The organism is Nocardioides luti (genome assembly GCF_014212315.1).
Taxonomy (GTDB): Bacteria; Actinomycetota; Actinomycetes; order Propionibacteriales; family Nocardioidaceae; genus Nocardioides; species Nocardioides luti.
The window spans coordinates 3,350,591-3,372,132 of the sequence record NZ_JACKXE010000001.1; the positions used below are offsets into that span (position 1 = coordinate 3,350,591).

General features: G+C 72.1%; 15 protein-coding genes. 6 read left to right on the forward strand and 9 right to left on the reverse strand.

Annotated features, from left to right (window positions below; all coding sequences use genetic code 11):
- Nucleotides 1–127: 127 nt before the first annotated feature.
- The 4 genes from H5V45_RS15940 (at nucleotide 128) to H5V45_RS15955 (ending at nucleotide 5,741) form a co-directional block, all read left to right on the forward strand.
- A complete protein-coding gene (locus H5V45_RS15940; protein WP_185253834.1) occupies nucleotides 128–1,750 on the forward strand; it encodes a succinic semialdehyde dehydrogenase in 1,623 nt (540 codons plus the stop codon).
- Nucleotides 1,747–3,483: a GMC oxidoreductase gene (locus H5V45_RS15945; RefSeq protein WP_185253835.1), complete on the forward strand. Its 1,737-nt coding sequence runs from the start codon at nucleotides 1,747–1,749 to the stop codon at nucleotides 3,481–3,483. Before H5V45_RS15940 ends, H5V45_RS15945 begins: the two co-directional genes overlap by 4 nt.
- Nucleotides 3,484–3,754: 271 nt before the next feature.
- Nucleotides 3,755–5,335 carry a glutamine-hydrolyzing GMP synthase gene (gene guaA, locus H5V45_RS15950; RefSeq protein ID WP_185253836.1) on the forward strand — a complete coding sequence of 527 codons (1,581 nt, stop codon included), beginning with the start codon at nucleotides 3,755–3,757 and terminating at the stop codon, nucleotides 5,333–5,335.
- 7 nt (nucleotides 5,336–5,342) lie between these two features.
- Nucleotides 5,343–5,741, forward strand: a complete 399-nt coding sequence (locus H5V45_RS15955; RefSeq protein ID WP_221634028.1) for a VOC family protein — start codon at nucleotides 5,343–5,345, stop codon at nucleotides 5,739–5,741.
- Nucleotides 5,742–5,833: 92 nt separating this feature from the next.
- Here the strand turns inward: H5V45_RS15955 and H5V45_RS15960 are convergent, their stop codons facing one another.
- From H5V45_RS15960 to H5V45_RS15980, 5 genes are all read right to left on the reverse strand, one after another.
- On the reverse strand, nucleotides 5,834–5,980 hold the full coding sequence (locus tag H5V45_RS15960) for a GPGG-motif small membrane protein (RefSeq protein ID WP_185253837.1): 147 nt from the start codon (nucleotides 5,978–5,980) through the stop codon (nucleotides 5,834–5,836).
- A gap of 145 nt (nucleotides 5,981–6,125) precedes the next feature.
- A complete protein-coding gene (locus H5V45_RS15965; protein ID WP_185253838.1) occupies nucleotides 6,126–7,358 on the reverse strand; it encodes an ROK family protein in 1,233 nt (410 codons plus the stop codon).
- 24 nt (nucleotides 7,359–7,382) lie between these two features.
- Complete coding sequence (locus H5V45_RS15970; RefSeq protein ID WP_185253839.1) at nucleotides 7,383–8,633, reverse strand: sugar ABC transporter permease; 1,251 nt, start codon at nucleotides 8,631–8,633, stop codon at nucleotides 7,383–7,385.
- A complete protein-coding gene (locus tag H5V45_RS15975) occupies nucleotides 8,630–9,388 on the reverse strand; it encodes an ATP-binding cassette domain-containing protein (protein ID WP_185253840.1) in 759 nt (252 codons plus the stop codon). Before H5V45_RS15975 ends, H5V45_RS15970 begins: the two co-directional genes overlap by 4 nt.
- Nucleotides 9,389–9,484: 96 nt before the next feature.
- Nucleotides 9,485–10,447 (reverse strand): sugar ABC transporter substrate-binding protein, encoded by a 963-nt coding sequence (locus tag H5V45_RS15980; protein ID WP_343061590.1) that lies wholly within the window; start codon nucleotides 10,445–10,447, stop codon nucleotides 9,485–9,487.
- Between the two features lie 303 nt (nucleotides 10,448–10,750).
- Here H5V45_RS15980 and xylA point away from each other — a divergent pair, with 303 nt between their 5' ends.
- Both xylA and xylB read left to right on the forward strand, forming a co-directional pair.
- Nucleotides 10,751–11,911, forward strand: coding sequence for a xylose isomerase (gene xylA, locus H5V45_RS15985; protein ID WP_185253842.1), 1,161 nt, complete (start codon nucleotides 10,751–10,753; stop codon nucleotides 11,909–11,911).
- A 3-nt stretch (nucleotides 11,912–11,914) separates the two neighbouring features.
- Complete coding sequence (gene xylB, locus H5V45_RS15990) at nucleotides 11,915–13,321, forward strand: xylulokinase (protein WP_185253843.1); 1,407 nt, start codon at nucleotides 11,915–11,917, stop codon at nucleotides 13,319–13,321.
- A 37-nt stretch (nucleotides 13,322–13,358) separates the two neighbouring features.
- On the opposite strand, the gene H5V45_RS15995 is transcribed toward xylB, so the two are convergent.
- The 4 genes from H5V45_RS15995 to H5V45_RS16010 form a co-directional block, all read right to left on the reverse strand.
- Entirely contained in the window at nucleotides 13,359–14,603 is a 1,245-nt protein-coding gene (locus H5V45_RS15995) for a D-arabinono-1,4-lactone oxidase (protein WP_185253844.1), read from the reverse strand.
- An 87-nt stretch (nucleotides 14,604–14,690) separates the two neighbouring features.
- Complete coding sequence (locus H5V45_RS16000) at nucleotides 14,691–16,580, reverse strand: serine/threonine-protein kinase (protein ID WP_185253845.1); 1,890 nt, start codon at nucleotides 16,578–16,580, stop codon at nucleotides 14,691–14,693.
- 126 nt (nucleotides 16,581–16,706) lie between these two features.
- The gene (locus H5V45_RS16005; RefSeq protein ID WP_185253846.1) at nucleotides 16,707–19,253 is read right to left on the reverse strand and encodes a bifunctional FO biosynthesis protein CofGH; all 2,547 of its coding nucleotides are present in this window, start codon (nucleotides 19,251–19,253) and stop codon (nucleotides 16,707–16,709) included.
- Nucleotides 19,254–19,321: 68 nt separating this feature from the next.
- Nucleotides 19,322–21,439, reverse strand: a complete 2,118-nt coding sequence (locus H5V45_RS16010; RefSeq protein WP_185253847.1) for an MMPL family transporter — start codon at nucleotides 21,437–21,439, stop codon at nucleotides 19,322–19,324.
- Nucleotides 21,440–21,542 lie beyond the last annotated feature (103 nt).

Below are 21,542 nucleotides of genomic sequence, written 5' to 3' on the forward strand. Positions count from 1 at the left end.
GTGTCCCCGGGCACACGAGCCGGTCGCAGCATCGGGTCACGCTTGACAGAAGCGGCCAGTGTGTCAACCGTCTCAGTGGGCTACCGGGGGGTAGGCGGGGGAGACCCCCGCCACATACTCTCGGTACATGAGTGACCGCAACCCGACCCCCGCCGGCGGACCGCTGGTCGAGGGTCCGCACGACCCCGAGCACGACCCCACGGCGTCGTACGCCCTCGAGCCGGAGTACGTCGCGGCCCTCACCCGCCGCCTCGTGGCGACCTCCGGCCACTCGGTGCAGGTGCACTCGCCGCTCGACGGCGCCCCGCTCGCGCACATCCCGCAGTCCACCGACGACGACGTCGCGGAGGCCTTCGCCCGCGCCCGTCGGGCCCAGGCCGCGTGGGCGCGCACCTCCCTCGACGAGCGCTCCGCGGTGCTGCTGCGGCTGCACGACCTGGTGCTCGACCGCCAGGACGAGATCATCGACCTGACCGTGCTCGAGTCGGGCAAGGCCCGCAAGCACGCCTTCGACGAGCCGCTGCACATCGCGCTCACGGCCCGCTACTACGCGCGCACCGCCCACCAGCACCTCGACACCGAGCGCAAGCTCGGCGTCGTGCCCGGCCTGACCCGGGTCGAGGTGAACCGCATCCCCAAGGGCGTCGTCGGGATCATCTCGCCGTGGAACTACCCCTTCACGATGGCGCTCTGCGACGGCCTGCCCGCGCTGCTGGCCGGCAACGCCGTGGTCGCGAAGCCGGACGCCCAGACCATGCTGACGGCCCTCCTCGCGGCCCAGCTGCTCGAGGAGGCCGGCTTCCCGAAGGACCTCTGGCAGGTCGTGGCCGGCCCCGGCTCCGAGGTCGGCCCCTCGATCATCGGCCGTGCCGACTACGTCTGCTTCACCGGCTCGACCGCGACCGGCAAGCTCGTCGCCCGGGGCTGCGCGGACCGGCTGATCGGCTGCTCGCTCGAGCTCGGCGGTAAGAACCCGCTCCTCGTGCTCCGCGACGCCGACCTCGAGAAGGCCGCCGAGGGCGCCGTCCGCGCCAGCTTCTCCAATGCCGGCCAGCTCTGCGTCTCCATGGAGCGGCTGTTCGTGGCCGACCAGGTCTACGACCGGTTCGTGGAGCGCTTCGTGGCCCGCACCCAGGCGATGACGCTCGGCGCCACGCTCGAGTGGGGCAACGACATGGGCTCGCTGATCTCGCAGGCGCAGCTCGACACCGTGGTCGCGCACGTCGACGACGCGGTGGCCAAGGGCGCGCGGGTGCTGACCGGCGGTCGCGCCCGCCCGGACCTGGGGCCGTTCTTCTACGAGCCGACCATTCTCGAGGGCGTCACCCCCGACATGACGTGCTTCGGCCACGAGACGTTCGGGCCGGTGGTCGCGCTCTACCGCTTCCACGACGAGGCCGACGCGGTCGCCCGGGCCAACGACGGCTCCTACGGGCTGAACGCGTCGATCTACAGCCAGGACGGCGCCCGCGCCCGCACCATCGCCCGCCAGGTCCTGTGCGGCACGGTGAACATCAACGAGGCGTTCGGCGCGACCTTCGCCAGCATCGACTCCCCGATGGGCGGGATGCGCGAGTCGGGCATGGGCCGCCGCCAAGGGTCCGAGGGCGTGCTCCGCTACACCGAGTCGCAGTCCGTGGCGACGCAACGACTGATCCGCTTCGCGCCGATGCTCGGGATGTCCGACGAGACCTACGCGAAGGTGATGACCGCCAACCTCCGCCTGATGAAGAAGCTGGGACGAGCATGAGCACCGCTGAGCAGACCTTCGACTACGACGTCCTCGTCATCGGCTCCGGCTTCGGTGGCTCGGTCACCGCGCTGCGGCTGACCGAGAAGGGCTACCGCGTCGGCGTCATCGAGGCGGGCGCCCGCTTCGATGACCAGGACTTCGCCGAGAACTCCTGGGACGTCAAGCGCTACCTCTTCCGCCCCGAGGTCGGCTGCTACGGCATCCAGCGCATCGACGCGCTCAAGGACTGCCTGATCGTCTCCGGCGCGGGCGTCGGCGGCGGCTCGCTGGTCTACGCGAACACGCTCTACGAGCCGCTCCCGGCGTTCTACACCGACAAGCAGTGGAGCCACATCACGGACTGGAAGTCCGAGCTGCAGCCGTACTACGACCAGGCCAAGCGGATGCTCGGCGTCGTCGAGAACCCCCTCCGCACGCCCGCCGACGACGTGATGGAGCAGGTCGCCACCGAGATGGGCGTGGCCGACACCTTCCACCCGACCCCGGTCGGCGTCTTCTTCGGCGGCCCCGGCGACGAGCAGGGCACCACGGTCCCGGACCCGTACTTCGGCGGTGCCGGCCCGGCGCGGACCTCGTGCGTCGGCTGCGGCGAGTGTATGAGCGGCTGCCGCCACAACGCCAAGAACACCCTGGTCAAGAACTACCTCTACCTCGCCGAGCAGAACGGCGCCCGCGTCCTCCCGCTGACGACCGTGACCCGGGTCGCGCCGCGCCCCGACGACGTCGGGGGCGGGTACGACGTCCACGTGAAGTTCACCAAGGCCAAGACCGGCCGCGCCTCGGCGACGCGCGTGCTGCGCGCCGAGCAGGTCGTCCTCGCGGCGTCGTCGCTGGGCACCCAGCGGCTGCTGCACCGGATGCGCGACGAGGGCCACCTGCCCCGGCTCTCGCAGCGGCTGGGCTTCCTGTCGCGCACCAACTCCGAGTCGATCCTGGGCGCCATCGCGCCGGACACGAAGGTCGACTACAGCCAGGGCATCGCGATCACGTCGAGCTTCCACCCGGACCCCGACACGCACATCGAGCCGTGCCGCTACGGCAAGGGCAGCAACTTCATGTCGCTGATGCAGACCGTGCTGACCGACGGCGACGGCCCGACGCCCCGCTGGCGCACCTGGCTGCGCGAGATGTGGAGCCAGCGCACCAACGTCGCGAACCTGTACGACGTCAAGCACTGGTCCGAGCGCACCGTCATCGCGCTGGTGATGCAGAGCCTCGACAACTCGATCACGACCTACACCAAGCGCGTCCCCGGCACGCAGCGCCGCTACCTCACCTCCAAGCAGGGCCACGGCGTGCCCAACCCGACCTGGATCCCGGCCGGCAACCTCGCGGTGCGGCTGATGGCCAAGGTCATGGGCGGCACGGCGGGCGGCTCGATCGGCGAGCCGTTCAACAAGCCGCTGACCGCGCACTTCCTCGGCGGCTGCGCGATCGGCGACTCCGTCGAGACCGGCGTGATCGACCCCTACCAGCGGGTCTTCGGCCACCCGGGCCTGCACGTGGCCGACGGCTCGGCGATCACCGCCAACCTCGGAGTGAACCCCTCCCTCACGATCACCGCGCAGGCCGAGCGTGCCATGTCGTTCTGGCCCAACAAGGGCGAGCAGGACGCCCGTCCGGCGCTGGGCGCGGCCTACGAGCGGATCGCCCCGGTCACCCCGGCGGCGCCCGCCGTGCCGTACGACGCCCCGGCCGCCCTGCGGCTCCCGATCGTCGGGGTGAGCTGACGCGGGAATCACCCGGTTTCGGCCCGTCCGAGCCGTAACCCGCCTCCGGACGGCTCGTTGAGCCAGCGAACCCGGCAGTCATGCTCCCTCCCAAGGCCGGGTTCCTGGTCCAGGCACTGTCCAACACGTGCGTGGACGATCAGGGCCCGGCCACCCTCCCTCCCCGGCCGGGCCCTGGTGCATTTCCCGGCAGGTCCGCTCCAGCCGGCCCCCGCCGGGTCGTTCTCCGGGCACGCGTCCGGCCGCGGTCGCCGCTCGATAGGCTGCTCCCATGAGCGAGCTCCCCGACCATGACCTCGTCCTCGTGGTGGACTTCGGGGCGCAGTACGCCCAGCTGATCGCCCGCCGGGTGCGCGAGGCCCGCGTCTACTCCGAGATCGTCCCGCACACGATGCCGGTCGAGGAGATCCTGGCCCGCAGGCCGCAGGCGATCGTGCTGTCCGGCGGCCCGTCGTCGGTGTACGCCGAGGGTGCGCCCTCCATCGACCCGGCGCTCTTCACGGCCGGTGTCCCGGTCTTCGGCATGTGCTACGGCTTCCAGCTGATGGCCCAGGGCCTCGGCGGCACCGTCGCCCACAGCGGCGCCCGCGAGTACGGCCGCACCCCCGTCACCGTCGGCGAGGCCGGCACGCTGCTCGAGGGGATCCCCGCCGAGCACAGCGTGTGGATGTCCCACGGCGACTCGGTCACCGAGGCCCCCGAGGGCTTCGCCGTCCTCGCCTCGACCCAGGTGACGCCCGTGGCGGCGTTCGAGGACGTCGAGCGCCAGCTCGCCGGCGTCCAGTGGCACCCCGAGGTGATGCACACCCAGCACGGCCAGCAGGTGCTCGAGCACTTCCTGCTCCGGATCGCCGGGTGTCGTCCCACCTGGACGATGGTCAACATCGTCGAGGAGCAGATCGAGGCGATCCGCACCCAGATCGGCGAGACCGGTCGGGCCATCTGCGGCCTGTCCGGCGGCGTCGACTCGGCCGTCGCCGCCGCGATCGTGCAGCGCGCGATCGGCGACCGCCTCACCTGCGTCTACGTCGACCACGGGCTGATGCGCCAGGGCGAGACCGAGCAGGTCGAGCGCGACTTCGTCGCCGCCACCGGCGTCGACCTCAAGGTCGTCGACGCCGAGAAGCGCTTCCTCGACGCCCTCGCCGGGGTCTCGGACCCCGAGGAGAAGCGGAAGGTCATCGGCCGCGAGTTCATCCGGGTCTTCGAGGCCGCCGAGGCCGAGGTCCTCGCCGACGCCATCGCGCAGGACGGCGCCAAGGTCGCCTACCTCGTGCAGGGCACGCTCTACCCCGACGTCGTCGAGTCGGGCGGTGGCGCCGGCACCTCCAACATCAAGTCGCACCACAACGTGGGCGGCCTGCCCGACGACCTCGAGTTCGAGCTCGTCGAGCCGCTGCGCACGCTCTTCAAGGACGAGGTCCGCCTGATGGGCGAGCAGCTCGGCCTGCCCGACGAGATCGTGCACCGCCAGCCCTTCCCCGGGCCCGGCCTCGGCATCCGCATCATCGGCGAGGTGACCCGCGAGCGCCTCGACATCCTGCGCGCCGCCGACGCCATCGCCCGCGAGGAGATGACCCGGGCCGGCCTCGACCGCGACATCTGGCAGATGCCCGTCGTGCTGCTCGCGGACGTCCGCTCCGTCGGCGTCCAGGGCGACGGCCGCACCTACGGCCACCCGGTCGTGCTCCGCCCCGTCACCTCCGAGGACGCCATGACGGCCGACTGGGCGCGGCTGCCGTACGACGTCATGGAGACCATCTCCACACGCATCACCAACGAGGTCCCCGACGTCAACCGGGTCGCCGTCGACATCACCTCGAAGCCGCCCGGCACCATCGAGTGGGAGTGACGCGCCGGTGATCCGCGCGCTGCACCACCTCGACCTCTGGGTCAGCGACGTCGCGACGGCGACGGGCGAGTGGGCCTGGCTGCTGGGTGAGCTGGGCTGGGAGATGGCCGACGAGTCCGGTGACGGCACCGCCTCCTGGGCGCACCCGGACGGGACGTACTTCTTCCTCGAGCGCTCGCGCGACCTGGTCGACGAGCCGCACGACCGGCTCCGCCCGGGCGTCAACCACCTGGCGCTGACCGTGGAGGACCGGCGCACCCTGGACCGGATGCGCGCGGAGTCGTCGAGCCACGGCTGGCACGAGCTCTTCGCGGACCGCTACCCGCACGCCGGGGGAGAGCGGCACACCGCGCTGTTCCTCGAGAGCTCCGAGGGCTTCGAGGTCGAGGTCGTCCTCGGCGACTGACCGGGGGAGGCGCGGGCACGCGCGGACACCTCCGGACGCACGACGGCCGGCCACGGCGCCGAGGCGCCGGACCGGCCGGGTGGTGCGTGCGACTACTTCGTGAAGATGCTGACGCCACCCGGGCCGACGAGCAGGCCGACGATGATCAGCACGACGCCGAGCAGGATGTTGCTGCGGAAGAGCTGGACGATGCCCGCGATCACGAGGATGACCGCGATGATCCAGAGGATGAAAGCCATGGTGTTCTCCGTACTGGTGGGGGTATTGCCCGCGCCGGCAGATGCACCGGAGCGGGTGCGGGCCCGGCCCGGGTTGCGGACGGCCCAACAGAGACTGGTACCCGTTGCCGGCCCGTACATGCCAACGACCTGACCGCGACGCGCGTCACTGCGCCAGCGCGTCGTGCCCCTGGGCCTCGGGCTCTCCCATGACCGCCAGCGGATCGGCGAGCAGCGGGCTGAAGGCCAGCTCGGCCGCACCGACCAGGGAGGAGTCCTCGCCCAGCGCCGCCACCCGCAGGTCGACCCGCCCGCCGGGACTGATCAGCGTGGCGGAGTTGAGTCGCTCGGCGACCAGGTCCGGACGGGACGCCAGGACCCGGCCCAGCATGCCGCCGAGCACGATGACCTCGGGGTTGAACACGTTGACCACGGCGCGCAGGCCGACCCCGGTCCAGCTGGCGACGTCCTCGACCGAGGCGATCGCGCGCTCCTCGCCGGCCGCGGCGGCGTCGACGACCTCGGCCACGGCCTGCGGGCCGCCTCCGGGGAGCCGGCCGGCGTGGGTGAGCAGCTGGTTCTCGCCGACCTTGGTCTCCCAGCAGCCGACGGAGCCGCAGCGGCACGTCGTGCCCCCGCTGTCGACCGCGAGGTGGCCGATCTCGCCGGCGTACCCCTCGACACCGCGCAGCAGCTGGCCGCCGACCAGGAACCCGCCACCGATGCCCACGCTGCCGCTGATGTAGGCGACGTCCGCGACGCCGACGGCAGCGCCGCGGACGTTCTCGGCCAGCACCCCGAGGTTGGCGTCGTTGCCCGACTGGACGGGCATGCCGAGCTCCTCGGCGAGCAGCGCCGTGAACGGCTCGTCGACCCACCCCAGGTTGGGACCGAAGCGGATCAGGCCGTCGGAGGCCCGGACGGCGCCCGGCACGGAGACGCCGACACCCAGGCAGCACCGGGGCGCGTGCTGGGTGAGCAGGTCGTGGGTCAGCTGGGAGACCGACTCGACGACCCGCTCGACGTCGTGCGACCCCCGCTCGTGCAACCGGGTACGCCGGTCGAGGACGACGCCCCCGAGCCCGACCAGGGCCACCGTGATCCGGTCCACGTCGAGCGCGATGGCCACGACGGCCACGTCCGAGCGCGGCGAGACCACGAGGGAGGGCCGCCCCGAGCGTCGGCCCAGGGGGGCCGTCTCCTCGGTGGGCAGCTCCTCGCTGACCAGGCCGAGCGACTCGAGCTGCCCGGTCAGGTCACCGATCGTGCTGCGGTTGAGGCCGAGCTCGGTGGTGAGCTCGGCCCGGCTGGTCGGACCGTCGGTGTGGACCCGTCGGAGTAGTGCCCCGAGATTGACACGACGAAGCTCGTCCTGACTGATGCCCGATCGACGTGGCATCGCACTCTCTCCCGGATCTCCGTCTCAGACCCGACCCGTGGACGCTGCGCGTCGACGGCTGATCGCGTCCACGCTCGCGGCGACCAGCAGCACCAGGCCGGTGACGATGTACTTGCGGCTGTCGGGCTGGTTGAGCAGACCCATGCCGTTCGCGATCACGGCCACGACGGTGCCGCCGATGACGGCGTCGACGACGCGTCCCTTGCCGCCGAAGAGGCTGGTCCCGCCGATCACGGCTGCGCCGACGGCGTACAGCAGGATCGTGCTGCCACCGGTGTTGTTGTTCACGCCACCGCTGTAGCTCGCCAGCATGATGCCGCCGATCCCCGCGATCGTGGAGGAGATCACGAAGCAGCTGAGCTTGATCATCGCGACGTTGATGCCGGCGCGGCGAGCAGCCTCGGCGTTGCCACCGACGGCGTAGACGTGGCTGCCCCACCTCGTCCGGCTGAGCAGGGCGGTGAGGACCACGGCCAGGCCCAGGATGATGAGGAGCGAGATCGGCACCCCCTTGATCGACTTGATGTTCGCGTTGGGGCTGCGCTCGATCGAGAGGTAGAAGACGACGAGGAACGCGATGACGGCGAGGCTGCCGGCCTTCAGCGCCCAGAGGAGGTTCGGCTCGTTCGTGAGCCCGTTGCGCCGACGACGCTGATTGCGCAGGAAGGTCGACGCGGCGTACAGCACCACGAACACGATCGCGATCGCCCAGCCGAGCCACACCGGGAGGTTGTCGCTGTTGAGCTTGGCGACGAACTCGCCCGAGTCGATCGACCCGCGCTCGCCGATCAGGGACAGCAGGACCCCCTGCAGGCCGAGGAAGGTCGCGAGCGTGACGACGAACGACGGGATGCCGAGCCGGGAGACCAGTAGTCCGATGCCCGCGCCGATCACGGCGCCGGTGGCGAGCCCGACGAGGATGGCCGGCAGGACCGGCCAGTCGTGGGTCGTCAGCGCCACCGACATGACGCCCGCGGCGGTGCCGCCGGTGTAGCCCGCGGAGAGGTCGATCTCGCCGAGGAGCAGGACGAAGACCAGGCCCATCGCGATGATCGTGACGCCGGCCGACTGCTGGATCAGGTTGCCGAAGTTGAAGGCCTTGGTGAACGTGTCGGGCCGGAGGGCGGAGAAGACGATGACGAGCACGACCAGGCCGAGGATCGCCGGGAGCGAGCCGACGTCACCGCCCCGCAGCTTCGCCACGTAGGCCCTCGCCAGGGTGCCGACGTTGTCGGCGTTGCGGAGCTCCTCGATCTCTTCACTTGCGACGCTCATGCCGCGTCCCCCTTGTTCAGCACGCCGGTCGTGATCGCCGTGACGATCCGGTCCCGGCTGGTGGTGGCGGTGTCGACCTGCGCGACCATCTGGCCGAGGTAGAGCACCGCGATGTCGTCGGCGACCTCGAAGATCTCGTTCAGGTTGTGGCTGATGAGCACGACGCCGAGGCCTCGCTCGGCGAGCCGGCGGACCAGCTTGAGGACCTGCTCGGTCTGCGCCACGCCCAGCGCGGCGGTCGGCTCGTCGAGGATGACGATCTTGGAGTTCCACAGCACGGAGCGGGCGATGGCGACCGTCTGGCGCTGGCCGCCCGAGAGGGCGGCGACGTGGGTCCGCACCGACTTCAGGGTCCGGACCGAGAGGCCGTCGAGGGTCTCGCGGGCGCGGGCCTCCATGCTGTCCTCGTCGATCATGCCGTTCTTGGTGAGCTCGCGGCCGAGGAACATGTTGTGGACGACGTCGAGGTTGTCGCAGAGCGCGAGGTCCTGGTAGACGATCTCGATGCCCAGCGCGTTCGAGTCGCGCGGACTCTTCACGTGGACCGTGTTCCCCTCGAAGGTGTAGTCACCCTCGTCGAAGGGGTGGATGCCGGCGATCCCCTTGATCAACGTGCTCTTGCCGGCGCCGTTGTCGCCGACCAGCGCGGTCACGCGGCCCGGCTTGACCGTCAGGTCGACGCCGCGCAGCACGTGCACGGCGCCGAAGGACTTCTGGACGCCGCGCAGCTGCAGCAGCGGTTCTCCACTCGACATTGCGTCACTCTCCCGGGGGTTGGTGGTCATGGAAGCGGGGGCCCGCCCAGTCGGACGGGCCCCCGCGCTTGAAGATGTCAGACAACCGCTACGCGGTCACTGGACCCCGTACTTCGTGCAGAGGTCCGTGATGCCCTTGCAGATGTCGGCGGCACTCGCCTGGCCGGCCGTCACGACGTCCTGGACGGAGTCGGCGGTGATCCAGACGGGGGTCGCGAGCACCGAGGGAACGTCGACGCCCAGCTCCGAGTCGTTCACCGAGCCGGTCGCGATCGTCGAGGGGTCGTCGCCCTTGATGATCGCGATCGCCAGGTCGGCAGCGGCCTTGGCCTCGACCGAGGTGTCCTTGAAGACGGTGCCGGTCTGGTAGCCCTGCAGGACGTTGGCGAGGCCCTCGGGCGTCGCGTCCTGACCGGTCACGAGGACCTTGCCCTCGACGCCGGCAGCCTTCTCGCGGGCGATCACGCCGCCCGCCATGCCGTCGTTCGCCGTGACGAGACCGATCAGGTCGGGGTGCGCAGCGTAGAACTGGTCGAAGACCTTGCCCGCGGTGACGGGGTCCCAGTCGCCGGTCTGGTCGGCGACGACGGTGAAGCTGCCGTCGTCCTTGATGACCTGCTCGTAGCCCTGCTTGAAGAGCGTGGCGTTGTTGTCGGTCGCGGCGCCGTTGATGAAGGCGATGTTGCCCGACGTCTTGCCTGCGGCGTTGAGGCCGTCGATGAGGCCCTGGCCCTGCAGCTCGCCGACCTTCACGTTGTCGAAGGACACGTAGTAGTCGGCGCCGCCGCCGAGGGTGAGGCGGTCGTAGTCGATGACGGCGATGCCCGCGTTCTTGGCCTTGTCGATGCAGGCCTTGCCCGAGTCGGGGTCGAGGTCGGTCTCGATGAGCACCTTGACGCCCTCGGTGATCATCTGGTCGCAGAGCTGGCCGAACGTGTCGGCCGAGCCCTCGGCGTTCTGGATGTCCGACTCGAGACCGGCAGCCTTGAAGGCGGCCTCGAGGTTCGGACGGTCCTGCGTCTCCCAGCGCACCGACGACTTCGAGTCGGGCAGGATCACGCCGACCTTGCCTGCCGAATCGCCGCTGCCACCCGAACCACCGCTGCCCGAGCCGCTGGAGTCGCTGCCACCGCATGCGGCGGCAGTGAAGACCAGCGCACCGACCGCAGCGACGGAGGCGATGCGCGAACCTGTGCTTCTCACCATCTGAGTTCCTTCTCGTTGGTCCGCCGGCACGAGCTGTGATTGCCGTCACGCGGAATGTTGTCAGCGCCAACATAACCGGCTAAGTTCACCTTGTACAGGGCCTGAATGGGGCATTTTGTTGTTTATCAGAACCATCAACGAGACGAGGGTCACCCAATGGACGCCATGACACCCACGCACGACGACAAGTTCTCCTTCGGCCTGTGGACGGTGGGCTGGCAGGGGGTCGACGTGTTCGGCACCGCCGTGCGTCCGCCGCTGGACCCTGCGGAGGCGGTGCGGCGGCTGGCGGACCTCGGCGCGTACGGCATCACCTTCCACGACAACGACGTCTTCCCGTTCGACGCCGACGCGGCCACCAAGGAGGCGCACCTGGCGCCGCTGCGCAAGGCGCTGGAGGAGACCGGGCTGAGCGTGCCGATGGTCACGACCAACCTGTTCTCGCACCCCGTCTTCCGCGACGGCGGGTTCACGAACAACGACCGCGACGTGCGACGGTTCGCCGTCCGCAAGGCCCTCGACAACCTCGACCTGGCGGCGGAGATGGGCGCTCAGGTGTTCGTCGCCTGGGGCGGCCGCGAGGGGGCCGAGTCCGGCGCGGCCAAGGACGTCAGGGCGGCCCTCGACCGCTACGCCGAGGCCTTCAACATCCTCGCCCAGCACGCGATCGACAGCGGCTACGACATCCGGTTCGCGATCGAGCCGAAGCCCAACGAGCCCCGCGGCGACATCCTGCTGCCCACCGTCGGTCACGCGCTCGCCTTCATCAACGAGCTGGACCACCCGGAGCGGGTGGGCATCAACCCCGAGGTCGGGCACGAGGAGATGGCGGGGCTGAACTTCGCCCACGGCCTGGCGCAGGCGCTCTGGCACGGCAAGCTCTTCCACGTCGACCTCAACGGCCAGACCGGTCCGCGCTTCGACCAGGACCTGCGTTTCGGCGCGGGCAACGTGCGCGGCGCGTTCTGGACGGTCGACATCCTCGAGAACGGCGGCTACGACGGCCCGCGGCACTTCGACTTCAAGCCCCCGCGCTCGGAGGACATGGACGGGGTCTGGGCCTCGGCCGAGGGCTGCATGCGCAACTACCTGATCCTGCGTGAGAAGAGCCGGGCCTTCCGCGCCGACCCCGACGTGCAGGCCGCCCTGGCGGCCGCCCGCGTCGACGAGCTCGCGCAGCCGACCCTCGGCGCCGGCGAGAGCGTGGCCTCGCTGCGCGCCGAGAGCTTCGACCCGGAGGAGGCGGCCGCCCGCGGCATGGGCTTCGAGCACCTGGACCAGCTGGCGCTGGAGCACCTCTACGGCACCCGGGGCTGAGTCGTGCTGGTTGCCGGCGTCGACTCCTCGACCCAGTCCTGCAAGGTCCAGGTGCACGACGCCGAGACCGGTGAGCTGGTGCGCCAGGGGCGGGCCGTGCACCCCGTCGGGACCGAGGTCGACCCCGAGCACTGGTGGTCGGCGCTCGGTCGTGCCGTCGACGAGGCCGGGGGCCTCGACGACGTCGCCGCGGTGTCCGTCGGTGGCCAGCAGCACGGGATGGTCTGCCTCGACGACGACGGCCGGGTCGTCCGGCCGGCCCTGCTGTGGAACGACACGCGGTCCGCGGACGCCGCCGTCGCGCTGACCGAGGAGTTCGGCGGGGCCGCCACCTGGGCCGCGGAGGTGGGGGTCGTGCCCGTCGCGTCGTTCACGGTCACCAAGCTGCGCTGGCTCGCGGAGCACGAGCCCGACCTGGCGGCCCGCACGGCAGCGGTCTGCCTGCCGCACGACTGGCTCACCTGGCGGTTGGCCGGCCACACCTCCCTGTCCGAGCTCGTCACCGACCGCAGCGACGCCAGCGGCACCGGCTACTGGTCGGTGCCGCACGGCTCCTACCGGCACGACCTGCTCCGCGGTGCCCTCGGCCGGGACGCCGTGGTGCCCCGGGTGGCCGGGCCGCGGGACGTCGTGGGCACGGTCGCCGGCGCCGCCGCGGTGCTCGGCCCCGGGTGCGGCGACAACGCGGGAGCCGCCCTCGGCCTCGGTGCCGGCCCCGGTGACGTCGTCGTCTCCATCGGCACCTCGGGCGTGGTCTCGGCGGTGTCCGAGGTGCCGGCGGCCGACGCCACCGGCGCGGTCGCCGGCTTCGCCGACGCGACCGGGCGCTTCCTGCCGCTGGTGGCCACCATCAACGCCGGCCAGGTGCTGAGCGCGACCTGCCGGTTGCTCGGCGTGGACTTCGAGGAGCTCTCACGGCTGGCCCTGACGGTCCCCCCGGGCGCCGGTGGCCTCACCCTCGTGCCCTACCTCCAGGGGGAGCGGACCCCGGACCGGCCCACCGCGACCGGCTCCCTGCACGGGCTGACCCTCGAGACGATGGAGCCCGCGCACCTCGCTCGCGCCGCCGTCGAGGGTCTGCTCTGCGGGCTCGCTGACGGCCTGGACGCCCTGGTCGGCCAGGGCAGCGAGGTCGGCCGCGTGCTGCTGGTCGGCGGTGGCGCGGCATCGGCGGCGGTGCGCACCGTCGCCGCGACCGTCTTTCCCGCCCCGGTGCACTGCCCGCCCGCAGCGGAGTACGTCGCCCGCGGCGCCGCCCGGCAGGCCGCCTGGTCGCTCTCCGGTGCCGAGCAGCCGCCCGCATGGGTGCTGCCGGAGACGGTGGTGCACGCCGCCGACCCGGAGCCGGCCGTCCGCACCCGCTACGGGGTGGCCCGCGACGCCACGCTGGAGCGGTTGCCGGTCGCCTGACCCGGACGTCCTGGGCCGGACGGCCTGAGCCCGTGGCTCAGGCCGTCGGGTCCAGGTGCCGGTCGAGCCAGTCGTTGCCGAACTTGCCGGTCGGGTCCAGCCGGCCCCGCAGGGCCAGGAAGTCGGCCAGCCGGGGGTAGCTCCGCGCGGGTCGGCACCCGGGCAGGAAGAGCTTGCCCCAGTGCGGGCGAGGGTCGAAGGGGGCGAGGCAGTCCTCGACGACGGCCAGGGCCTCCTCGACCGCGGCCTGCTCCCGCACCCAGGTGAAGTGCAGGGACAGCGTGTCCCGCTCGTACTGCGGGCTCAGCCACAGGTCGTCGCGTCGCACGGTGCGGATCTCCCCGATCTGCAGCACCGACCGGAACCCGTCGGACGCGGCGCGCAGCGCCTCGATCGCGGCGCCGCCGAGCTCGCGGGGGACGTGGTACTCCGACTGGATCTCGGCGCCGTGGCTCGGCGTGAACCCCATCCGGAAGTGCGGGAGCCGGTCGGACCACGCACCCGCGATCCCGAGCTGCTCGGTGGTGGTCGCGCCGTCCAGGCCGGGCAGCGGGTGCCGGGCCGCCGTCGCCGCGACGCCGCCGTGGAAGTCGTCGGGAGCCGGGGCGTCCCCGTCGCGCCGCTTGACCCAGGCGGACGCGCCCTGCGGCCCCCAGTCGGTGAACAGGCTGACCGAGTAGCCGGCGGACGTGATGGCGTCGAGATCCTCGACGACGCGCGTCCACGGCAGCCCCTCGTAGACCGTCTGGTCCACCTGGTAGGTCGGCTCGACGTCGAGCGTCACCCGCCAGATCACCCCCAGCGCGCCGAGGCTGACGACCGCCCCCTCGAAGCCGGGGTCGCCGCGGCGCAGGGTCAGCAGCTCGCCGTCGGCCGTGACCAGCTCGACGGCCGCGACCGCGGTGGCGAGGTTGCCGTTGCGGTCACCCGACCCGTGGGTCGCCGTCGAGACGGCGCCGGCGACCGAGATGTGGGGGAGGGAGGCGAGGTTGTGGAGGGCATGGCCCCGGGGCTCGAGGTGGGCGGCGAGCGCGCCGAAGGTCGACCCGCCGTGGCAGGTCACCGTGCCGGCCGCGGCATCGACGGTGACCGCCTCCGGCAGCGAGGACAGGGTCACCGCGGCCTCGCCGTCGGCCAGGGCGGTGAAGGAGTGCCGTGACCCGAGGGGCCGGATCCTGCGGTGCTCGGCAACGACGATCTGCAGCTCCTCGAGCGAGGTGGGCGCCAGCACGTCCCGGAAACCGAAGGTGTGGTTGCCGGCCCAGTTCTTCTCGATGGTCATGCGCCCAACCTGCCACCTCCGCCAAGCGCGTCCGTCGGCGGACGGGGCGGGGACGCGGTGCGGCCCACGCGGTGACGACGGGGCTCGTCAGGGGACGAAGACGCGCTGCCCGATCCCGTCGACGACGAGCGTGACGTAGCCGTCGATGCTGCCCGGGGCGACCTGCCACTCGTGGATCTGCGCACCCCGGCCGTCGTCCTTGACCCGGATCTTGTTGAACGTGCAGTCGCACCACGGGCTGCCGGTGCTGTCGTAGATCACGGCCTGCTGGTCGCTGCCGCTCGCGAAGCCGGTGATGTAGACGTTGTACCAGCGGCAGCCGGGCGCCGCCGCGCACTCGTCGTTGGTCCGCACGAGGCGTACGGTCCGGGGCTTGGCCTTGCCGCACGCCTTGACCGGCTCGCTCGCGGCCTCGTCGCCGGTGTCGGAGACCGCGACCGTGCGGACCTGCACGCAGCCGCGGGCGCCACCCTGCTCGGTGGGCACCCGGAGCGGGTCGTCGGCCTCCTCCCAGCCCTGGCCGTCGAGGTCGGCCTCGATCCGCTGCTCGCCGGAGGTGGAGGCGGGGGTGACGCTGAAGACCACCGAGCGGTAGCCCGGGCGGGCCTTGACGGTCGGGGCCTCGGGCGCGTCGATGTTCGCCGCGGGACTCTCCGAGGAGCCGGCGGCCGGCCCGCTGGAGGCGGGCTCGTCGTCGCCCCCCGTGGCGGCCACGACCGCAACCCCCACGCCCACGGCGAGGACGACCCCGGCGGCGCCGAGGGCGACCGCCCACCAGCGCTTGCCGCGCGGTCCGGTCGTGCCCGACGAGCCGGGGCGCGAGGCCCGGCCTCCCGGCGGGGTCGGACCGGACGGCGTCCGGAGCACGTTGCTGGTCGAGGTGTCGCCCGCGCCGGCACTCGCGCCGGCGCTCGGGCCCGTCGTGCTGCCCGCCGGCGGGCGCACCGACACGGCGCGGGTGTGGCCGTCGTCCAGGGCCGCGCCGGCGGCCGCCGCGGCACCGGCCGCGCCCGGGGACGCCAGGTCCACCGGGGGACCGCTCGGGGGCGGGGTCGTCGGGCCGGCGGCGCGACCGGCCGGGGGCGCGGCCGGCGGGGCGAGCGGCGGCGGCACGACGGCGGCGTCGATGTCCTTGACGATCGCGAGCAGGTCGGCGCGCATCTCCGCGGGGGAGGCGGTGCGGCGCTCGGGGTCCTTGTTGAGCGCGCCGGCGAGGACCGCGTCGATGCGGTCGTCGACGGGGTGGCCGGTGGCCAGCGCCGGGATCGCACCGTTGATGTGGGCGTTCATCATCTGGAAGTCGGTGCCGGTGTACGGCGCCTCGCCGGTCAGCACCGACCACAGCAGGCAGCCCAGCGAGTAGACGTCGCCGCGCTCGTCGGCCGGGTGCCCGAAGTGCCGCTCGGGCGCCATGTAGGCGGGGCTGCCGACCAGCGTGCCGGTGCGGGTCAGGCTGGCGCGGGTGCTGCCGCTCTCGGGGGTGTCGATGGCGATCCCGAAGTCGGCCAGGTAGGGGATCAGGCCCTCCGGTCGGCTCCACAGCAGCACGTTGCCGGGCTTCACGTCGCGGTGGATGACGCCCATCGCGTGCGCGTCCGCCAGGGCCTCGCCGACCTGGGCGATCAGGCTCAGCGCGGCGCGCCGGTCCAGCGGGCCGCGGGTCGCGAGCCAGGACTGGAGGTCGCCGTCGGGGAAGAGCTCGGTGACGAAGTAGACGGTCTCGCCGTCCTCGCCGTACTCGTGGATCTGCACGATGTTGCGCGAGCGGATCCGCGCCAGCACGGAGGCCTCGCGGGCGAAGCGGGCGGTGAAGTCCTCGCGGTCGGGGAGCGAGGGCAGCACGATCTTGAGTGCGACCGACCGGTTCAGGACCTTGTCGACCGCCTCGTAGACGACGCCCATCCCGCCGTGGCCGAGCTGGCGCACGATCCGGTAGCGGCCGCCGTACTCATCGCCAGCCTTCGGAAAACCCGACATTCCCGCCCTCGAACTACGACGCGCCTCGCGGCCGTCCCCCGGTGAACCCCGGCCGACCTTACTTCAGCCGCGGCGGGCCTCCAAGGGCCGTTCGGTCACGGTTCGGGCAGCACGCCCGGGCGCGGCCTACGGGCGGACGCGCGGGGCGTACGTCGTCGTGCGCTCGCGCACCGGGCGGCCGATGCCCGCGCCGATCTCCGTGAGCTCGGCGACGGTCTTGGCGGAGCCGTGCTCGGAGCCGGCCATCCGGCTGATCGTCTCCTCCATCAGGGTGCCGCCGACGTCGTTCGCGCCCGCCCGGAGCATCGCCCGGGTGCCGTCGACGCCCAGCTTGACCCAGGACGTCTGGATGTTGTCGATCCGGCCGTGCAGCAGGATCCGGGCCAGCGCGTGCACGGCCAGGTTGTCCCGCAGCGTCGGGCCCGGCCGAGCCACGCCGGCGAGGTAGATCGGGGCCGAGGTGTGCACGAACGGCAGCGGGACGAACTCGGTGAACCCGCCGTACCCGTGCTCGCGCGCCACGTCCTGGATCCGCGAGAGCACCCGCAGGTGGCTGACCCAGTGGCGCGGGTTGTCCACGTGGCCGTACATCATCGTGCTCGTCGTCGGGAGCCCGACGCGGTGCGCCGTCGAGACGACCTCGACCCAGGTCCGGGTGGGCAGCTTGCCCTTGGTCAGCACCCAGCGGACCTCGTCGTCGAGGATCTCGGCGGCGGTGCCCGGCAGCGAGCCGAGGCCGGCCTCGCGCGCCTTGATCAGGAAGTCCTCGATGGACAGGCCGGTCCGGGCGACGCCGTTGACGACCTCCATGGGGGAGAACGCGTGCACGTGCATGTCCGGGACGCGCTGCTTCACGGCGGCGACGAGGTCGAAGTACGCCGTGGCCGGCAGCTCGGGGTCGATGCCGCCCTGCATGCAGACCTCGGTCGCACCGAGGTCCCAGGCCTCGGCGGCGCGGTCGGCGACCTCGTCCAGCGAGAGCGAGTAGGCGTCGGCGTCCGTGCGGCGCTGGGCGAAGGCGCAGAAGCGGCAGCCGACGTAGCAGACGTTGGTGAAGTTGATGTTCCGGTTCACGACGTAGGTGACGTCGTCGCCCACCGCCTCGCGGCGCAGGTCGTCGGCGAGCCGGCAGACCTCGCGGAGCAGGTCGCCCTCGGCCGTCATCAGCGTCAGCGCGTGCTCGTCGGAGAGGTTGCCCGGGTCGCGCTCGGCGGCCTTCAGGGCGGCGAGCCCCCCGGTGGTCGAGGAGGGACGACGTCCCGTCTCGACACCACCCGTGACGGCCGCCGCCTCCTTGACGGAGTCCCAGTCGCCGTAGACGTTCGCGAAGTCGGAGCGCCGGTCCTCGGTGCGTCCTTCGGTGTCGACGGCGGCGAAGAGGTCGGTGCGGCCGCTGGAGGCGAAGCCGCCGTCGGGCTCCTGCCAGGGCAGGCCGGTGGGGCGGACGCCGGGGCGGGCCAGGCCGTCCTCGTCGGCCAGGGCGGCGACGTGGCCGGAGACGCGCGGGTCGAGCCAGGGGCTCCCGCCGCCGAGGCCGGCCCGGACGTACTCCGGGTGGATCGTCAGGCGGGCCCGCAGCTCGAAGCCGCAGGTCGCCGTCAGGTCGCGCAGCCGCTCCAGGGAGGGCCAGGGGCGCTCGGGGTTCACGTGGTCCGGGGTCAGGGGCGAGACCCCGCCCCAGTCGTCGACGCCGGCCTCGAGCAGCGCCCGGCACTCAGCGAGGTCGACGAGGTTCGGGGGCGCCTGCACCCGCGCCTTCGGGCCCAGCACGATCCGGGTCACGGCGATCGTCGCGCGGTAGTCGTCCAGGGGCAGGTCGTCGGCGTGCCGCATCGCGGTGTCCGGCTTGGCACGGAAGTTCTGGACGATCACCTCCTGCACGGCGCCGTACGCCTTGGCGTTCGCGCGCAGCGCGAAGATCGTCTCGGCCCGCTCGGTGAGCGTCTCGCCGATGCCCACCAGGATCCCGGTGGTGAACGGGACGGAGAGCCGCCCGGCGTCCTCGAGGACCCGCAGCCGCACGTCGGGGTCCTTGTCGGGCGAGCCGAAGTGCGCCTCGCCCTTGGTCTCGAAGAGCCGCCGCGACGTGGTCTCGAGCATCATCCCCATCGAGGGGGAGACCGGCTTGAGGCGGTTCATCTCCTCCCACGTCATGACGCCGGGGTTGAGGTGGGGCAGCAGCCCGGTCTCCTCGAGCACCCGGATCGCCATCGCCCGGACGTAGGCGAGCGTGGAGTCGTAGCCGACCTCGTCGAGCCAGGCGCGGGCCTCGGGCCAGCGGTCCTCCGGGCGGTCGCCGAGCGTGAAGAGCGCCTCGAGGCAGCCGAGCTCGGCGCCCTGCCGCGCGATGTCGAGGATCTCGTCCGGCGACAGGAACATGTCGTGCCCGGCCCGCCGCAGCTCCCCGGGGGACTCGACGAAGGTGCAGTAGTGGCAGCGGTCGCGGCAGAGCTTGGTGATCGGGATGAAGACCTTGGGCGAGTAGGTCACCACGCCCGGCCGTCCCGCGGCCACCAGGCCGGCGTCGCGGACCCGCGCGGCGGCGGCGGTGAGCCGGTCGAGGTCGTCGCCACGGGCGGCGAGGAGGACGGTGGCCTCGTCGAGGTCGAGGGCGGCGCCCCGCTCGACGCGTGCCAGGGCACGGCGTACCTGCTGCGGGGTCGGCTCGGTCATCGTGGTCAGGCTAACGGCGCGCGGGCCGAGGGGATTCCCCGGCCCACGCGCTGACCCGCGCCCGTCCGTCAGACGGACACCGGTGTGCCCGTGTGGTCGGTCTCCGGGGTGGTGGCGGGCGGCACGACGACGTGGTCGCCGCGGTCGAGCTGGCTCGGCCACCAGATCCTGCCGCCGAGGTCGAGGTTGAGCGCGGTCACCAGCACCGAGCGCACGATCATCGTGTCGAGGATGACGCCGAGCGCCACGGCCGTGCCCATCTCCGCCAGGAAGACCAGGGGGATCGAGCCGAGCACCGCGAACGTCGCCGCGAGCACCAGCCCCGCCGAGGTGATGACCCCGCCGGTGGCCGAGAGGGCCACGAGCGAGCCCTCGCGGGTGCCGCGGGTGACGGTCTCCTCGCGGACCCGGGTCATCAGGAAGATGTTGTAGTCGATGCCCAGCGCCACGAGGAAGACGAAGACGAACAGCGGGAAGGACGCGTCCGCCCCGTTGAAGCCGAAGACGTACTCGAAGAGCAGGGTCGAGATCCCGAGCGCGGCGCCGAAGGACAGCACGACCGTCAGCATGAGCAGGAGCGGCGAGAGCACCGCCCGCAGCAGCAGCATCAGGATCAGCATCACCACGACGAGCACGACCGGGATGATCACCAGGTTGTCGCGGCTCGAGGCCTTCTCGATGTCGAGGTAGAGCGCGGACGTGCCGCCGACGAGCGCGTCGGCGCCCGCCACGTCGTGCACGGCGGCCCGCACCTCGTCGACCTTGTCGAACGCGGCCTGCGCGGCGACGTCGCCCGGGACGGTGGCGGTGACCAGGCCGACCCCGTCGACCGGCGGCACGGAGGAGTCCGGGGCGCCGAGCCCGTCGACGGTCGCGACGGCGGCCGCGACGTCCTCGACCTTGTCGGCGTTCGCGACGATCATCAGCGGGCTCGAGCTGTCCACCAGCCCGTGCGCCATCAGGACCTGCTGTCCCTTGATGGAGTCGAACTCCTTGGTGTACTGGTCCTCGGTCGAGAGCCCGTGGGCGTCGAGCTTGAAGAGGCCCAGGCAGGCGATCATCAGCACGACCGCGGTGCCGACCCAGACGGTGCGCGGCCGCGGGGCGATCCGGCGGCCGACCTTCGCCCACAGCCCGGAGGACGTGGGCTCGGGGGAGCCCATGCTCGGGCGGGCGGGCCAGAAGATCCACCGGCCGCAGATCACCAGCAGTGCCGGCAGCAGCGTCACCATCACGAGCAGGGTGACCGCGACGCCGATCGCGTTGACGGGGCCGAGGCCGGCGGTGGAGTTCATGTCGGCGAGCAGCAGGCACAGCATGCCGACCACCACGGTGCCGGCGCTGGCGAGGATGGCGGGCGCGGCGCGGTGGAGCGCGAACGCCATCGCCTCGTGCCGGTCCTCGTGGCGCCGCAGCTCCTCGCGGTAGCGCGCCACCAGGAGCAGGGCGTAGTCCGTGCCGGCGCCCACGACGAGCACCGTGAGGATGCCCTGGGACTGCCCGTTGACGGTGAGGTCGAAGTTCTTCGCGAGGAAGTAGATGACGGCCTCGGAGGTGAAGAGCGCGAACACGGCCGAGAGGATCGGCAGGATCCACAGGACCGGGCTGCGGTAGGTGAAGAGCAGGATCAGGATGACGACCCCGAGGGTCGCGAAGAGCAGGGTCCCGTCGATCCCGGCGAACGCCTCGGCCGAGTCCGCGGCCTGGCCGCCGGGGCCGGCGATGTGCAGGGTGACGCCGTCGACGGCGGCGATGTCGCGCAGCTTGTCGGCCGTCGCGGGGAGGTCGTTCCAGCCGTTCTGGCCGAAGTTGTAGGTGACGATCGTCTGGGCGACCTCGCCGTCCTCCGACGGGATCGGTCCCTGCACCTGACCCACGACGCCCTTCATGTCCTGGATCTCGGCGACGTGGGACTTGATCGCGGCGAGATCGTCGGCCGTGAGGCCCCCGACGCGCTCGTAGACCACGACCGTGGGGATGTCGTTCTGGTCCTGGAACGGCGCGAGCTTCTCCAGCGCGCGGGTCGACTCGGCGCTGGACGGCAGCCACGACGAGGCCTCGTTGTTCTGGACGTCGGTCAGCTTCGAGGCGAAGCCGCTGGAGACGACCATGATCACGATCCAGGCGGCGAGCACGATCCACTTGGTCACGGGGCCGGTGAGCTTGCCGGCGATCTGACGATGCATGGGAGTACTCCATCACTGGGCGGGGACAGTCGGCATCGGGGTTTCCCCTGATGTGACCCGTGGGGCCCGGGAAATTCATCGATCCGTCCACTGGTCTGGAGCG